Origin of the sequence: Pseudoramibacter faecis, from assembly GCF_036289405.1 — a bacterium.
Taxonomy (GTDB): Bacteria; Bacillota; Clostridia; order Eubacteriales; family Eubacteriaceae; genus Pseudoramibacter; species Pseudoramibacter faecis.
On record NZ_JAYFFI010000001.1, the window covers coordinates 467,471 to 481,481 of the forward strand.

General features: G+C 53.9%; 14 protein-coding genes and 1 tRNA gene. 3 read left to right on the forward strand and 12 right to left on the reverse strand.

Annotated features, from left to right (window positions below):
* Window positions 1-57 precede the first annotated feature (57 nt).
* The 11 genes from V3C63_RS02275 to hemW form a co-directional block, all read right to left on the reverse strand.
* Window positions 58-855, reverse strand: coding sequence for a hypothetical protein (locus V3C63_RS02275; RefSeq protein ID WP_329886185.1), 798 nt, complete (start codon window positions 853-855; stop codon window positions 58-60).
* Between the two features lie 213 nt (window positions 856-1,068).
* Complete coding sequence (locus V3C63_RS02280) at window positions 1,069-1,479, reverse strand: C-GCAxxG-C-C family protein (protein ID WP_329886186.1); 411 nt, start codon at window positions 1,477-1,479, stop codon at window positions 1,069-1,071.
* A complete protein-coding gene (locus V3C63_RS02285; RefSeq protein ID WP_329886187.1) occupies window positions 1,476-2,234 on the reverse strand; it encodes a DUF134 domain-containing protein in 759 nt (252 codons plus the stop codon). The genes V3C63_RS02280 and V3C63_RS02285 overlap by 4 nt, the downstream gene beginning before the upstream one ends.
* A 179-nt stretch (window positions 2,235-2,413) precedes the next feature.
* Window positions 2,414-3,922 carry a flippase gene (locus tag V3C63_RS02290; RefSeq protein ID WP_329886188.1) on the reverse strand — a complete coding sequence of 503 codons (1,509 nt, stop codon included), beginning with the start codon at window positions 3,920-3,922 and terminating at the stop codon, window positions 2,414-2,416.
* The gene (locus V3C63_RS02295) at window positions 3,923-4,366 is read right to left on the reverse strand and encodes a hypothetical protein (protein ID WP_329886189.1); all 444 of its coding nucleotides are present in this window, start codon (window positions 4,364-4,366) and stop codon (window positions 3,923-3,925) included.
* Window positions 4,367-4,786: 420 nt separating this feature from the next.
* Window positions 4,787-4,860 (reverse strand) — tRNA-Gly (locus V3C63_RS02300).
* Window positions 4,861-5,022: 162 nt separating this feature from the next.
* Window positions 5,023-6,180 carry a molecular chaperone DnaJ gene (gene dnaJ / locus V3C63_RS02305; protein ID WP_329886190.1) on the reverse strand — a complete coding sequence of 386 codons (1,158 nt, stop codon included), beginning with the start codon at window positions 6,178-6,180 and terminating at the stop codon, window positions 5,023-5,025.
* A 169-nt stretch (window positions 6,181-6,349) separates the two neighbouring features.
* On the reverse strand, window positions 6,350-8,191 hold the full coding sequence (dnaK, locus tag V3C63_RS02310) for a molecular chaperone DnaK (RefSeq protein WP_329886191.1): 1,842 nt from the start codon (window positions 8,189-8,191) through the stop codon (window positions 6,350-6,352).
* A 74-nt stretch (window positions 8,192-8,265) separates the two neighbouring features.
* Window positions 8,266-8,820, reverse strand: coding sequence for a nucleotide exchange factor GrpE (grpE, locus tag V3C63_RS02315; RefSeq protein WP_329886192.1), 555 nt, complete (start codon window positions 8,818-8,820; stop codon window positions 8,266-8,268).
* Between the two features lie 42 nt (window positions 8,821-8,862).
* Entirely contained in the window at window positions 8,863-9,906 is a 1,044-nt protein-coding gene (gene hrcA / locus V3C63_RS02320) for a heat-inducible transcriptional repressor HrcA (protein WP_329886193.1), read from the reverse strand.
* Window positions 9,907-10,060: 154 nt separating this feature from the next.
* Window positions 10,061-11,233 carry a radical SAM family heme chaperone HemW gene (gene hemW, locus V3C63_RS02325; protein WP_329886194.1) on the reverse strand — a complete coding sequence of 391 codons (1,173 nt, stop codon included), beginning with the start codon at window positions 11,231-11,233 and terminating at the stop codon, window positions 10,061-10,063.
* Between the two features lie 100 nt (window positions 11,234-11,333).
* Here hemW and V3C63_RS02330 point away from each other — a divergent pair, with 100 nt between their 5' ends.
* The 3 genes from V3C63_RS02330 to V3C63_RS02340 all read left to right on the forward strand — a co-directional run bounded on the left by V3C63_RS02330 (window position 11,334) and on the right by V3C63_RS02340 (window position 13,653).
* Window positions 11,334-12,272, forward strand: a complete 939-nt coding sequence (locus tag V3C63_RS02330; RefSeq protein WP_329886195.1) for a tyrosine-protein phosphatase — start codon at window positions 11,334-11,336, stop codon at window positions 12,270-12,272.
* Between the two features lie 93 nt (window positions 12,273-12,365).
* Window positions 12,366-13,187 carry a substrate-binding periplasmic protein gene (locus tag V3C63_RS02335; RefSeq protein WP_329886196.1) on the forward strand — a complete coding sequence of 274 codons (822 nt, stop codon included), beginning with the start codon at window positions 12,366-12,368 and terminating at the stop codon, window positions 13,185-13,187.
* 124 nt (window positions 13,188-13,311) lie between these two features.
* On the forward strand, window positions 13,312-13,653 hold the full coding sequence (locus tag V3C63_RS02340; protein WP_329886197.1) for a hypothetical protein: 342 nt from the start codon (window positions 13,312-13,314) through the stop codon (window positions 13,651-13,653).
* A gap of 66 nt (window positions 13,654-13,719) precedes the next feature.
* On the opposite strand, the gene V3C63_RS02345 is transcribed toward V3C63_RS02340, so the two are convergent.
* Window positions 13,720-13,974, reverse strand: a complete 255-nt coding sequence (locus V3C63_RS02345) for a hypothetical protein (RefSeq protein WP_329886198.1) — start codon at window positions 13,972-13,974, stop codon at window positions 13,720-13,722.
* Window positions 13,975-14,011 lie beyond the last annotated feature (37 nt).

The following is a 14,011-nucleotide window of genomic DNA, read 5'->3' on the forward strand; positions in this document are numbered from 1 at the left end:
ATGCGGCCAATAAAAAAACACAGCGATGTCCATCGCTGCGTTAAAATCGCCGATCTGCTACTGAACGTTCACGTCAAAACTGAAATGCAGTTCGTCGAAATTGGTGTTGTAGCCGCTGCACTGATAGGTAAAATTGGCCTTATTCACGTTTTTAAAGGTGATAATGCCTTCACTGGATGCGCCGGCCGCCAGATCAGAGCTCAGCTGGGGATAGTCGATGCTCGACATCGCCGGATCGTGCTGGGTGTTGTTCTGAATGATTTTGCCGTCCGAATCGGCATAGACCGACACCTCTGTGCTGTTGTTGTTTTTAACGCTCAGATACACACGCATTTCCGAATTCGTCCAATCTACTTTTTTCAAGGTCAAATCGATCCCGCCCTGAGAGACGGTTTTATTCACGTCGACGGTTTTCGTCGCGGGGATGGCGCTGGCGGCCGAAATCTTCTTGACGGTTGACGCCGTGACCTGCACCGCCTTCACATCGCCGCCAAAGGCATTTTCCCCGGTATATTTCCCGTCGATTTTTCCTTTGACCCGGATATAGTCACCTTCCTTCAGGTCTAAATCGGTGTCCTCCGCAACGATTACCGTGTTTTTGCTTGATTTTTCAATATCGTGCCACGCCTGGAACACCAGCTGATCGTCCTTCTTTTCAACATCGCCGAACACCGCCGCCGTGAAAGTGAAGCTTCTGCCCTTAAAATCGTCGGGCGAGCTGTATAATGCTTTAATTTCCGATTGCTTGATGGGCGACGTGTCCTTAGAGCCGCTGCCGCAGCCGGTCGCCCCCAGCGCCAACACCGCCGCCAAGCCGACGACGAGCCATTTTGTCCACTTTTTGCTTTGCATCATTTTCTCTCTCCTCCGGATGTAAAAGATTAACGCCATCATATGTCCAAGGGTTTTTAAACTTTTTCTCTCGGTGCATCTTTTTCTTTATTATACGGGGAAAATGTCGATTGGTGGTGTGCCGGCGGCACACAAATGCAAACAGCAATGCTGGTCCCAAACAAAAAAAGCCGCGTTCATCCAGAACACGGCTTTTGAATCATTGGTTATCTGATTTTAATCGAATACCTGCGGCGCATCCTCGGCATCGTTCAAAACAGCTGCCAGCGCCGTCACCCCGCAGCGCACACAATCGTCACAGCTGCACAGAGGCCGGCCGGCCGCGGTCCCTTTTAAATCTCGGCACACGCTGGCCCCGGTGTCGTCGACGAACTGCCTGAAGATTGCCCGCCGTGCCGTGCCGAGGCCTAAAAGCCCGGCCGCCATCTGGGCGCCGCAAAGCGCCCCGCAGGTGCCTTCCCCAGTGCCCATGCCCGAGCCGAAGGGCAGGCCGAGATCGTCCAGCACGGCTTCCGAAAGCGGGAGCCGATCGGCATAAGCCAGGAGCACCGCCTGGCAGCAATTATGCCCGCTGTGCTTGAGGGTCACAGCCCGTTCTGCCCGGATCCTTGTGTTTTCGCTCATCATGCCTGCGTTTCCCGATGGGCCCCGGCGTGCCCACAATGGTGTTTCCCGTGGCGGTGATAGTCCTCGCCGTGGTGGTGCCCACAGGAATGGCTTTCCCCGTGATGATCGCAGTTGGCCTCGGTCTGATAGGCCAGGGTGCCGGCCAAAAGCGCCGCCACCGCCGCGTCGGCCTCTCCGGTCACGCCGGCATAAAGCGCGACGTCGGCATCCGCCAGCGCCATGCGCGCACCGCCGCCGATGCCGCCGCAAATCAGCGCGTCCACATCGGCGTTCTTCAAAAAACCGCCCAGGGCGCCGTGCCCCTGGCCGTTCGTGTCCACCACGGCCGTTTCCGCCACCGCGCCGTCCCGGATGTCGTAAATCTTGAACTGGCTGGTGTGGCCGAAATGCTGAAAAATCTGTCCGTCGTCATAAGTGACTGCAATGCGTTGTTCCATGTCTTCTCCTTTGCTGATCGGCGCTTCGGCCGACGTTAAAATATAATCGCCGCCGCCGATGATCAGCGGCCGCGCTTCCACCAAGGCGGTGGCCAGCTTCTTTCTGGCCGAACGGTAGATGGCCTGCACCGTCGTGCGCCCCGCGGCCATGGCCGCCGCACATTCCGCCTGACGCATCCCTTCGTAGTCGATGCGGCGCAGGGTTTCGTATTCCTCCACGCTTAGGGTCACCGCCGCGCCGCTCGCCGCCCGCCCGGGGCCGAAGCGTCTGCAGCAGGGCGTGCCGCCGATGCGTCTTTTCTTGCAGGGCCTTGCCATTTGCCACCTCCCGCCTTTCTTTCGTTTGATGATAGCACAATTATCGGCATATGTCAATAACTGTTTTCGGGCTGCCGATCGCCTCCCGCCTGCGCCGGCAGACTCCGCGCAAAAAAATCAATTTTTTGAGCCGTTAAAGTTGCAAGACAAGCCCTGTCGGTTTTCCCAGCCATGGACAATCAGGGCAGAAAGCCCGTGATCTGTTCCTTGATATAGAGGGCCATCGGCTCTCTGTAAAACAAAAGGATCATGATGTATCCAGCAAAAAACAGGCCGAAAGACAGGATTAGCGTCATAAGATTTCCCATGATATTGCCGAAATGTACAATAAAAACAGGGCTAACCTTCAAGGCCCAAAAGGAAAAAATACAGCCGGCCAGCAACGCCAAGCCTATTTTCCCAAAATAAATTTGCCGATAAATAAATTTAATTTCCTGACGGAGTGAAACAAATTGTATTACTAAGACAATGATTTCTGCCAACAGTGTTCCAAATGCTGCGCCCGCCGATGCATACTTGGGAATAAGAAGCCAATTGACCAAAAAATCTATGCCTGCTCCGGCTATCTCCGACCACATAATGATCTTTTGCCGCCCCAGGGGCACCAATATTTGAATTCCCAAAATATTGGTTATCCCAATAAGCATCACTGTTGGCATAATAATTTGCATGGGCTTAATCGCGCCGGCAAAAGCACTGCTCGATAATAAATAAATGCTTGGTTTTGCAAAAAGAATAAAATAAAGACTTATTGGAGAGGCGAAAACCACAACGAAATTTATCGCCTTTTTACTAACTCGACGAAAGTCTTCCAACATTTGATTTTCAACGTAATAAGATGCCCGAGGCAATAAAACGGCACCTAAAGAGGTTACTATTCCAACCAAAATTGTTTTGACCCTTACAGCTGTATTATAGTAACCAACGTCAATATTAGTTGTCAACCATTTAAGCATTATCGTATCTAAATTTGTATAAATAATCGTCGCGCACGACATGGCAAAAAAGATACCGATCGCTCTAAAATGTCTTTTGAATTGATACCCTCCAACATATTTCATCAATATGAATTTCCGTGCATTCATAAAATTCAAAATATTTGAAGCCGACGAAGCAAAAATAGAAATACCTCCATAAATAATATAATCTCCTGGTTGATGAATGAAAGCAAACATCATGATTAAGGCAAAAAATTTAAAAAGAATTGATCTCTTTGTGATGTAGGCATATTGCTCCAATCCTTGATACATCCAGTCGATGCCAAGCGCGTTAAATAAAATGGCTGAACTCATAACAATATAGAGCATTCGATCGTCTTGTAGCTGCGGCACCAAAACCAACAATCCAAAAAACAAAATATATACTAGCCCACTCATCAGCAGATTGATAATAAAAAGTTCTTGAACAACTCGCGTTAATTTCAATTTGTCATCGCGAACTTGCGCACAAGCTCGAATGCCATAGGTAGGGATTCCCAATTGAGCAATCAAATTAAAATACACCACTAAGGAAGTGGCGTAACTAACTCTACCGATCGCAGCCGGTAATAATATTCGAGAAATATATGGGAAAGTAATCATTGGGAAAATAAAAGACGAAAGCGTCAAAAGACTATTCATCAAAAAATTTCTTTTTATAGATACCTTACCAAGGTTTAAATCATATTTTTTGTTTTTTATTTTCTTCATTTATTTCATTTCCAATTTCTTGACAGCACCATTTGTAGAGACTCTTAGCACTTTATTGGCTAGTTGTACAAATTCTTCATTATGTGTGACTATTATTACTGTTTTCTCCTTCATTTCCTTGCTAATTATATTTTTTAACTTTTCTACTTGAAATCGAATGGCAAATACAGAAAAGAATTCCTGTCCGAACAATCTGGGCCATATATGCAATGATAAAAACCGTCTTGGGATAAATATCGATTTTTTTAGTGAAAAGATAGGTGGCAAGAATATCGTTGTTAATCTAAGTTGTTTGCTTACCATAAAATTATTTTGCGTTTTTGTCAGTATCCAGATACCGACAAGCAATTTTATTATCAATGCAATCAAAAACGCATACGTCAATGCCTTAATACAAGTCCCTATTGCTTCATATCGGATAACATTTCCTCTGCGTTTTTTCATAACGAATCCCCTTTTTGTTAAGGGTAACATATATTTTAACGATTATCATTGTTATTTTATCGGAAAACGATAATTTTTCATAGATTTGATTTATCTATCATTGATTATCATCTATCAAACACACGAAGCGAGCGCATTTACCCTTGTGTGTCACGCAGATGATGATAAGATGCGCTGCCCGATAGGCACATAAAAAAAGCCCTTAGGGCTCACTTTGTTAAGGATTATGCTTTGATTTGAACCATGATCCTGATTTTTTATTGAACACGGAAGTTAAAAACAAATTATTTAAAAAGGGTGTAAACAATGATAAAAATTATCTTTTTAAAATAATTTATATTTATGGCCATCAAATGCGTAATCTGCATAAATAAAAAACCCGCAAAGCCTTACACAATGCGGGTTTCAAATTTCAGAAATTGGAGCGGGTAAAGAGAATCGAACTCTCGCGACTGGCTTGGGAAGCCAGGGCTCTACCACTGAGCTATACCCGCTTGAACACGAACGATTATAGCAAATAAGCGAACGGGCATCAAGCAGAATTTAAATTTTTTTCGTCGGAGTCCCGCGGCCGCGGCATACGGATCTGCGGCGCATTAAAAAACGGCAGCCAAACTGCCGTTTTGAATGCTTTCGCGCCCTGCCGCTCGCCCGGCTTATTGAAACGCCTCTTTCACTTTATTCCAAAAGCTGCTGCCCCGCTGTTTGTTTTTGCTCTCCAGCGAATCGTCGAACTTCTTGAGCAGTTCGCGCTGATGCTTGTTGAGCTTCTGGGGAGTTTCGACCTTGACGGTCACGTATTGATCGCCCTTGCCGTAGCCGTTGACATTGGGCACACCCATGCCCCGCATGCGGAAAATCTTGCCCGTCTGGGTGCCTTCGGGAATCTTGATCTTCTTAGTTGTCCCGTCCACCAATGGCACGTCCACATTGCCTCCGAGGGCCGCCTGGCTGAAGGTGATGGGCATATCCAGATAAATATCGTCGCCCTCCCGGCTGAAGATCGGATCCGCCGCAATGCTCATATACACCAGGATATCGCCCTTGCCGCCCCCGTTCGCCCCGGCGTGCCCCTGGCCGCGCAGCGGCAGCACGGAGTCGTTGTTGACCCCGGCCGGAATCTTGATCTCGATGGTGCGTTCCCTTTCTTTCAGGCCGCTGCCGTGACAATAATCGCAGGGCTCTTCGATGACCTTGCCCTCGCCGTGGCACTTGTCGCACACGGTGGTTTGGGCCATCATGCCAAAGGCCGTCTGACGCCGCATCGTCACCTGGCCGGTGCCGCCGCAGCGGTCGCAGGTCTTCACGCCGGAACCGTCCTTCGCGCCGGTGCCGTGGCAGTGAGTGCAGGCTTCCCGCCGCTTGATCTTGATCTTTTTGGTGGTGCCGAACACCGCTTCCTTAAAGCTCAAGTGCAGATTGATGCGCATATCGGCGCCTCGGCTCGGCCCGCGCCGAGCCGAGCCCGTGCCGCTGCTGCCAAAACCGCCGAAACCGCCGAAGCCCCCGCCGAAAATATCGGAGAAAATGTCCTCGAAGCCGCCGAACCCGGCGCCGCCGCTAAAGTCGCCAAAGCCCTGACCGTCCACGCCGGCGTGGCCGAACTGATCATAGTTGCGGCGCTTTTCGTCGTCGCTGAGCACTTCGTAGGCTTCGTTGGCTTCCTTGAATTTATTTTCTGCTTCTTTATCGCCCTGATTGCGGTCCGGGTGATATTTTAAGGCCAGCTTGCGGTAGGCCTTTTTAATGTCGTCTGCGCTGGCGTTTTTATCCACGCCCAGCACTTCATAATAATCGCGTTTTTCTTCACTCATCGCGTTTTCACCTCACGTCGTTTGTTGCCGCCCCATTTTATGCCATCCGGCCGCGTCTGTAAAGCCGGCATTTTTAAATCGCCTTTGTTCAAGAAGGGCAGCCCTTTAAAAAGCTGCCCTTCTCTTTCTGCTCTGCGGCAGATCTTTTGTTGTCGTTAATGCCGTGCGGTTAGTCCGTGACGTCTTCATAGGTGGCGTCTTCCACGTCGTCGTCACCGCCGCCTTGTGTCTGACCTTCGCCCTGGGGCGCTTCCTGGCCGGCCTGCTGCTGCGCCTGCGCATCGGCATACATCTTCTGCGCAATCGGATAAAGGGATTCATTCAGCGCGTCGGTCGCGGTCTTGATGGCTTCGAGGTCGTCGCCCTGGGCCTTTTCCCGCAGCTCGGCAATCGCCGCTTCGACCTTCGCCTTTTCGTCGGCCGTGGCCTTGTCGCCGATGTCTTTTAAGGACTGTTCGGCCTGATAGGCGGCGGAGTCGGCGTTGTTGCGCGCCTCGATGAGTTCCTTTTCCTTCTTGTCTTCGGCCGCGTGCTGTTCCGCTTCCTTCACGGCCTTGTCGATATCGGCCTCGCTCATGTTGGAGGTGGACTTGATGACGATGTTCTGCGCCTTGCCGGTGCCCAAATCCTTGGCCGACACGTTGACAATGCCGTTGGCGTCGATGTCGAAGGTCACCTCGATCTGCGGCACCCCGCGGCGCGCCGCCGGAATGCCCGTCAGCTGGAAGCGGCCCAGCGTTTTGTTGTCTCTGGCCATTTCCCGTTCGCCCTGGAGCACGTGGATGTCGACCGCCGTCTGATTGTCCGCCGCGGTGGAAAACACCTGGGATTTTTTCGTCGGGATCGTGGTGTTGCGTTCGATGAGTTTGGTGCTCACGCCGCCGAGGGTTTCAATCCCCAGAGACAGCGGGGTCACATCGAGGAGCAGCACGTCGTTGACTTCGCCGGCGAGCACCCCGGCCTGAATGGCTGCCCCGACGGCAACGCATTCGTCCGGGTTGACGGATTTGTCCGCATCCTTGCCGGTGATGCCCTTCACTGCGGCCTGCACCGCCGGAATCCGCGAAGAGCCGCCGACGAGAATCACCCGGCCCAGATCGGCGCCGGAGATCTCGGCGTCGGCCAGCGCTTGATTGACCGGCCCGCGGGTGGCGTCCACCAGATCGGCCGTCAGTTCGTCAAACTTGGCCCGGGACAGATCCATCTGCAGATGCTTCGGCCCTTCCGCCGTCGCGGTGATAAAGGGCAGGTTGATTTCGGTCTTCAGCGTGGAGGACAGTTCAATTTTGGCCTTTTCCGCCGCTTCCTTCAAACGCTGGAGCGCCATCTTGTCGGCCTTCAGGTTGACGCCGTTTTCCTTCTTGAATTCGTCGGCCAGCCAGTCGATAACCTTGTTATCAAAATCGTCGCCGCCGAGGTGGTTGTTCCCAGAGGTCGCCATAACTTCAAACACGCCGTCGCCCAGTTCGAGGATGGAGACGTCAAAGGTGCCGCCGCCCAGGTCGAAGACCATGATCTTCTGGGACGCGTCCTTTTCAAGTCCATAGGCCAGCGATGCGGCCGTCGGCTCGTTGATGATGCGTTCCACCTCGAGACCGGCGATCTTGCCGGCATCCTTGGTGGCCTGGCGCTGGGCGTCGTTAAAGTAGGCCGGCACGGTGATCACGGCCTTTTTCACTTCCTCACCCAGGTAGGCTTCGGCGTCAGCCTTCAGCTTTTGCAGAATGATCGCGGAGATCTCCTGCGGGGTGTATTCCTTGCCTTCGACGGTGACTTTGTAATCCGAGCCCATGTGGCGCTTGATGGACGAGATGGTGCCGTCCGGATTGGAGATGGCGCCGCGCTTGGCCACCTGCCCCACCAGGCGTTCGCCGTCTTTGATCTGCACGACCGACGGGGTGGTTCTGGCGCCTTCCGCATTCGGAATAACGACGGGATCGCCGCCTTCAAGCACAGCTACACAAGAATTGGTTGTTCCTAAATCGATGCCGATAATTTTTTCTTTACTCATTTTATTGCCTCCTGAAATTGTTCAAATGGATATTTTTTATCATTAATCGCGCTGAAAAGCGCCGGATTTTTTGCTTACTTCTGGTTGATTTGCACCATCGCGGCGCGCACCACCCGGTCTTTGTAGGTATAGCCCTTCTGAAAGACACTCAACACCACCTGATCGTCCGCTTCGGGATCACTCCCCACCGCCACGCCGTGGTGAAAATTCGGGTCGAAGGGCTGGCCTTCGGCTTCGATTTCCTCGAGGCCTTCCTCTTTGAGCACGCCCATCAGCTCGTCAAAGACCATCCGGACTCCTTCGGCCACCTGGCTCTCCTCGTCCGATTCGGCCGCCGCCTGAGCCCGTTCCAGATTGTCGACCACTGGGAGGAGCTTCTTGAGCAGTCCCTCGGTGGTGTAGGCCGCGATGTCGGCCTTTTCCCGGCTCGTGCGTTTTTTGTAATTGTCGAAATCCGCCCGCAGCCGCATCAGCTGATCTTTGTAATTCTCTTCCTGAGCTGCGTCTGCCTTGGGGGATTCCTGCGATGCTTCCGGCGTTTCGGCCTGGGCCGTCTGCTCGGTGTCAGCCGTCGATTCCGGCGTTGTCGGTTCGGCTTCCTGTGTTAATGGTTCTTTTTCTTCTGCCATGATTCCTGCCTTTGTGTGTTTGCGCCGCGGTCATCGCCGCGGTTATTCCAATAGCTTGTTAATGTTGTCGTTGAGTTCCTCTCGAATGGCATCGAGCACCGAGGACACCAGCGAATAATTCATCCGGGTCGGACCGATCACGCCGAAGGCGCCCATCGGGCTGCCGTTCATCTCGTAAGTCGAGGTGATGATCGAAAATTCCTTCAGATGCTGATTGTCGTTCTCGTCGCCGATGGAGATGTGGATGATCTGATTGCGGTCGTCGCCGGTGTGGGTGATGCCGTTCACCATCACCTTCGCCAAAAGGGGCTTGGCCTCGACCACGTCCACCAGATTCTTGATTTTGTCCACGTCGTTAAATTCCGGGTAGTTGAGCAGATTCTTAAACCCTGTCGCCGTGACTTCGGTTTCCTCCTCGAGGAGGGTCTCCTGAAGGACCGGAAGCATTTCGCGAAGGGCCGCCGTCTCTGCCTGGGTCAGATCGGCGATGCTGTCCACCATATCCGTACCGAAATCCTGCAGTGCGATGTTTTTGAGCATGCTGTTAAGCGCGTTGGACAGGTGCAGGGCCATTTCGTTATCCACATTCTGGGAAAGGGTGATCTCCACATTCTTGGCGATGCCTTCCACCGTGACCACCACCATCAGCACTCGGTTGCGAATCAGCGGCACGATCTGCACATGTTTGCAGTTGAACCGCGAAACCCGAGGCGACAGCACCACCGAGGTATAGTTGGTGAGGGTCGACAGGGCATCGGCCGTGTGGACAATGGCGTGTTCGATCTCCCGGCCGGCCGTCAGATACCCCCGGTGAATGTCCCGGCGCATGCTCTCCGCGAGCTTGCGGATCTGCATGATCTCGTCCACATAATAGCGATAGGCCTTCTGCGTCGGGATGCGCCCGGCGGAGGTGTGAGGCGAAATCAAATAGCCCATCTCTTCCAGGTCGGCCATCTCGTTGCGGATGGTCGCCGGGCTGACCCCGAGCTCGTGATGCTTGGAGAGGGTCCGCGAGCCGACCGGATCGGCCGTATTGATGTATTCCTGAATCACCGCCGTGAGTATTTTCTTTTTTCTGGGCTTCATCTTATCACCGCCTCTTTATTAGCACTCTTTTTGCATGAGTGCTAATATCTGTGTTTAATATAGCACCGGGATTTTGAATTGTCAACAAGAATCCGACGTAAATTTCCCCTTCCGACGTTTTTTCTGAAAAATTTACAGTTTAATTTAAGCCGGCTCACACAAAGGCTACAAACACCTGATTAGCCAAGTCGTATCCCCGGCGGCTCAGCCGCAGCGCATCGCCGGCCACCTCGACGAGTCCCTGCCGCCGCAGCTTGGCGATGGCCGCGTCGTACTCCTCAAAAAAGGAAACGCCGAAAAGTTGCTGAAAAACCGCGTCGCGCACGCCCGCAGTGCGCCGGAGCCCGAGAAACATGAAATCGCCCTTGGCCTCGGCCAGAGACAGCCGGTGATCCTCCGCCAACGCCCGGCCCGGCGCCAGACAATAAGCCGCCAAGTTCGATGTGTTTGCAAAGCGCCGGCCATCTCCGTCCCCCAGAGGCAGGGCCAGCGGCCGCGAAAAGGAGGCCGCCCCGAGGCCATAGCCCCGATAGGGCTCGAAAGTCCAGTACCGGCTGTTGTGCCGACTCGCGTAACCCGGACGGGCCAAGTTGGAAATTTCGTAGGGTTCAAAGCCTGCGGCGGCTGCCATCCGGCGCACCGTTTCATACATCGCGCGCTCCTCCGCCTCCTGAGGAAGCGCGAGCCGGCCTTCCCGCTCTAAACGGTCGAACACCGTCCCCGGCTCGACGATCAGGCTATAGGCCGAGAGATGGGTCAAGGGCTGGGCAAACAGATCCCGCATGGTCGCCGCGACGTCGGCCAGCTGCTGCTCCGGCAGGCCGAAGATCACGTCGGCGGAGATATTCTCAAACCCAGCGGCCTTCGCGGCCGCCACCGTGGCAAAAAAATCCGCCGCGCGGTGCGCCCGCCCCATCAGCGCGAGCAGTCTGTTATCGGTGCTCTGGCAGCCGACGGACAGCCGGTTAAAGCCCAGCGCCCGATAGGCCGCAAGCTTTTCGCCCACCGCCGAGGCGGGGTTCACCTCGATGGTCGCCTCGATATCGGCATCCCGCAGGGAAAAAGCGTAGCGCGCCTCCAGCGCCGCCGCCACCCGGGCAATCTGCGCCGCGTCCACAAAGGACGGGGTGCCGCCGCCAAAATAAAGGCTTGCCACCCGCTTTCCCGCCGCTGCGCCATCGTCTCGAATTTCGGCGATGAGCGCGTCGATATACCGGTCGACGGCCGCCGCGTCCTCCCGAGACGAACAAAAATCGCAATAGCGGCATTTCTTAACGCAAAAGGGAATATGCACATAAACGCCGATTCCCTGTCGATCCTTCTGCATGGCCACCTCCAAAATTTCGCGCCGGCGCCATTATCCGGCGTGCATTATGCTATAATAATGAAAACACCCGCACATTGCAACGCATCCAAGGAGAACGCTCATGAAAAAAATGATCGGCTTCGGGCTCGCGGCCCTCGGCTTTGCCGCCGCCTTCGCCTGCCTGAAGCAAAAGAAAGAAAAAACTGCCTCACATCCATCTGCCGTTCCGGTCATCGATTATCACGACGCCGAACACCTGATTCTCTGCGACGAGTCGCAGCTCGACCGCCGCTTCCTGCTGCCCGAGACCACCATCAACTTCCGGGATATCGGCGGCTACACCGGCCGGGACGGCCGAAAGCTGCGCTGGGGGCTGGTATTTCGCGCCGAGGCGCTTTCAGATTGGAATGACGACGCCATCGCCGCCCTCGAGGCCATCGGTCTGCGCCACGTGATTGACTTCCGCGACACCGGCCGGGCGGGCGAACAGCGCGATCGGCTGCCCGCCACGGCGGACTACATCAACCTGCCGGTGCTGAAGGGCATCCCGGTCTCCGCCCGGGACATCGACTTCGACGATCCAGGCGCCATCGACCGCTTCTTCCGGGAGATTTACCGCTACCAGGTCGAACACAAAGCCCGGGATTTTGCCCGGGTGCTCCATCTGATGACAGACCCCGCGGCCTTTCCGCTGCTTTATCACTGCACCAACGGCAAAGACCGCACCGGCTTTATGACGGCGCTGATCCTTTTGATCTGCGGCGTGCCGGAGTCCGTAATCCTCTCCGACTACACCCTGAGCAACCTCACCTTCGAGCGGGCCTACGAAAGTCTGGGCACCATCATGGCCACCGGCTTTAACATGGCCGCGCCGGAGGAACGGGCCAAGCTGCGGGACTTCTTCGGCGTTCGGCCGGCCTGGCTTAAGTCCCAGCTCGATTTTATCCGCGAACACTTCGGCCATGTCGACCGCTACCTGACCGAGCAGACCGACCTCGCCCCGGCGGATCTCGCCGCCATCCGCGCCAATTTGCTCGCGCCGGCCGGCGACGTTGTATAAAATAAAATTTTCCTGCATATTTACCCATAAAAGGCTGGCCTTTTGCCGGCCTTTGTTTTATAATAAAGATAATTTTAAGAGAGGAGTTCATTCATGAAAAAGAAACTCACAGTGATTGCCCTCGCCGCCTGCCTCGCCGCGGTGATCGGTTTTGCGACGGGCTGCGGCAGCAAACAAAAGAGCGCCCTGGACGACGGGGTTTTGCAGATCGGCACCAACGCCGAATACACCCCCTTCGAATATAAGGATAAAAACAACAAGCTCGTCGGCTTCGACGTGGATCTCGGCCGCGCCCTCGCCAAGAAAATGGGCGTGAAGGCCAAATGGACCAACACCTCCTTCGACGGGATCTTCAACGGGCTCAATTCTGGCCAGTACGAATGCATCATCGCCGGCGTCTCCAACACCGACAAGCGACAGAAGAGCTTCGCCATGAGCAATTCCTACCTGGGCAACGGCGTGGTGATCGTCTCCCCGGCCGGCGGCACCCAGGCCACGGATATCAAGCAGCTTGACGGCAAGAAAGTCGGCGTCCAGCTCGAAACCACCGCGGATTACGCGGCCAAGGCTTTCAAAAAGGACGGCAACAAAATGACCCTCAAGGAATTCGACTCCATGATCGACGCCTTCACCGCGCTGCGGGGCGGCCAGATCGACTACATCATGACCGATGAACCGGTGGCCAACTTCTATGTGGCACAGCAGCCGAATACTTACAAGGTCTCTTCGAGCACGTTGTCCAACGAGCCGGTGGCCGTTGTCTGCCGCAAGCAGGACACCGCCCTGCGCGACAAGATCAACGACGCGCTCAAGGCCATCAAAAAGGACGGCACCTACGGCAAATTGACAAAAAAATGGTTCGGCAAGGACCTGACCCACCAGAAGATCAACAACAAGATCAAGACCTACGACTAAACCTCCATTGGCAGCCCTGCACAACGCAGGGCTTTTTTAGTTTAATTTTTAATTTGATTTTCGTGACAAGCTTTTTGAAATGGTTTATAATTTAAAAAACGATCGCGTGGAGGGAGGCTTCATCATGAAATACGTTTTAGCGTTGGTCCGCAGAACCGAAGATGCCACTGATGTTTTGATTATCGATATCAAGGAAGAACCTCAAAAACATCTGTTAAGTGAGGTGATGCAGGCGGAAGCTTTTCGCGAATTCAACCGCTTCCGGCAATATGATCAAAAACCCGTTGTCCCGTTGAAGGCCATGACCGAGGCCGTTTACTATGGCGATGCCGGCGTGGAATATCAGGAAGCGCCCGGAGACAAGGCGGTTTTCATCGGAAAAAACTACGCCATTTTGGCACTCAACGACGCGGAGGATACTCGCTACGTCTGGCAGATTTCCCCCTGGATCAACGAAGACGCTTAAGGCGTCCATCAAAAAACGACCGAATCTTTATTGATTCGGTCGTTTTTTGTGTGTTGCCCGGCGCGTTCAGGATTTTGGCCCTCGGCCAAACCGGTGGGGCTTATCCGATGCCTTTTCCTCCGACACCTCCCCGACCTTAGGCTCCGCTTTTCCCCGCTCAAACCGTTCGACGGGTTCCTCCTTGCGCTCGTCCGGCCCGGTGTCACCTTTACCGAAGCGTTTCGGGGGCGCTTCTCCCGGGACGGCCGCCTGCTCAGCCGCCTCATCGCTGGCTATCATCACTCTTTTTTCCAATTGGTCTTTGTCCTTCTGATCTTTCATGGTGATCCCCCCTTTCGTGCGTTTTTTCGCTATCATT

Coding starts and splice junctions, on each gene's coding strand:
- V3C63_RS02275 (WP_329886185.1), bottom strand. CDS start 855: ATGATGCAAAGCAAAAAGTGGACAAAATGGCTCGTCGTCGGCTTGGCG.
- V3C63_RS02280 (WP_329886186.1), bottom strand. CDS start 1,479: ATGATGAGCGAAAACACAAGGATCCGGGCAGAACGGGCTGTGACCCTC.
- V3C63_RS02285 (WP_329886187.1), bottom strand. CDS start 2,234: ATGGCAAGGCCCTGCAAGAAAAGACGCATCGGCGGCACGCCCTGCTGC.
- V3C63_RS02290 (WP_329886188.1), bottom strand. CDS start 3,922: ATGAAGAAAATAAAAAACAAAAAATATGATTTAAACCTTGGTAAGGTA.
- V3C63_RS02295 (WP_329886189.1), bottom strand. CDS start 4,366: ATGAAAAAACGCAGAGGAAATGTTATCCGATATGAAGCAATAGGGACT.
- dnaJ (WP_329886190.1), bottom strand. CDS start 6,180: ATGAGTGAAGAAAAACGCGATTATTATGAAGTGCTGGGCGTGGATAAA.
- dnaK (WP_329886191.1), bottom strand. CDS start 8,191: ATGAGTAAAGAAAAAATTATCGGCATCGATTTAGGAACAACCAATTCT.
- grpE (WP_329886192.1), bottom strand. CDS start 8,820: ATGGCAGAAGAAAAAGAACCATTAACACAGGAAGCCGAACCGACAACG.
- hrcA (WP_329886193.1), bottom strand. CDS start 9,906: ATGAAGCCCAGAAAAAAGAAAATACTCACGGCGGTGATTCAGGAATAC.
- hemW (WP_329886194.1), bottom strand. CDS start 11,233: ATGCAGAAGGATCGACAGGGAATCGGCGTTTATGTGCATATTCCCTTT.
- V3C63_RS02330 (WP_329886195.1), top strand. CDS start 11,334: ATGAAAAAAATGATCGGCTTCGGGCTCGCGGCCCTCGGCTTTGCCGCC.
- V3C63_RS02335 (WP_329886196.1), top strand. CDS start 12,366: ATGAAAAAGAAACTCACAGTGATTGCCCTCGCCGCCTGCCTCGCCGCG.
- V3C63_RS02340 (WP_329886197.1), top strand. CDS start 13,312: ATGAAATACGTTTTAGCGTTGGTCCGCAGAACCGAAGATGCCACTGAT.
- V3C63_RS02345 (WP_329886198.1), bottom strand. CDS start 13,974: ATGAAAGATCAGAAGGACAAAGACCAATTGGAAAAAAGAGTGATGATA.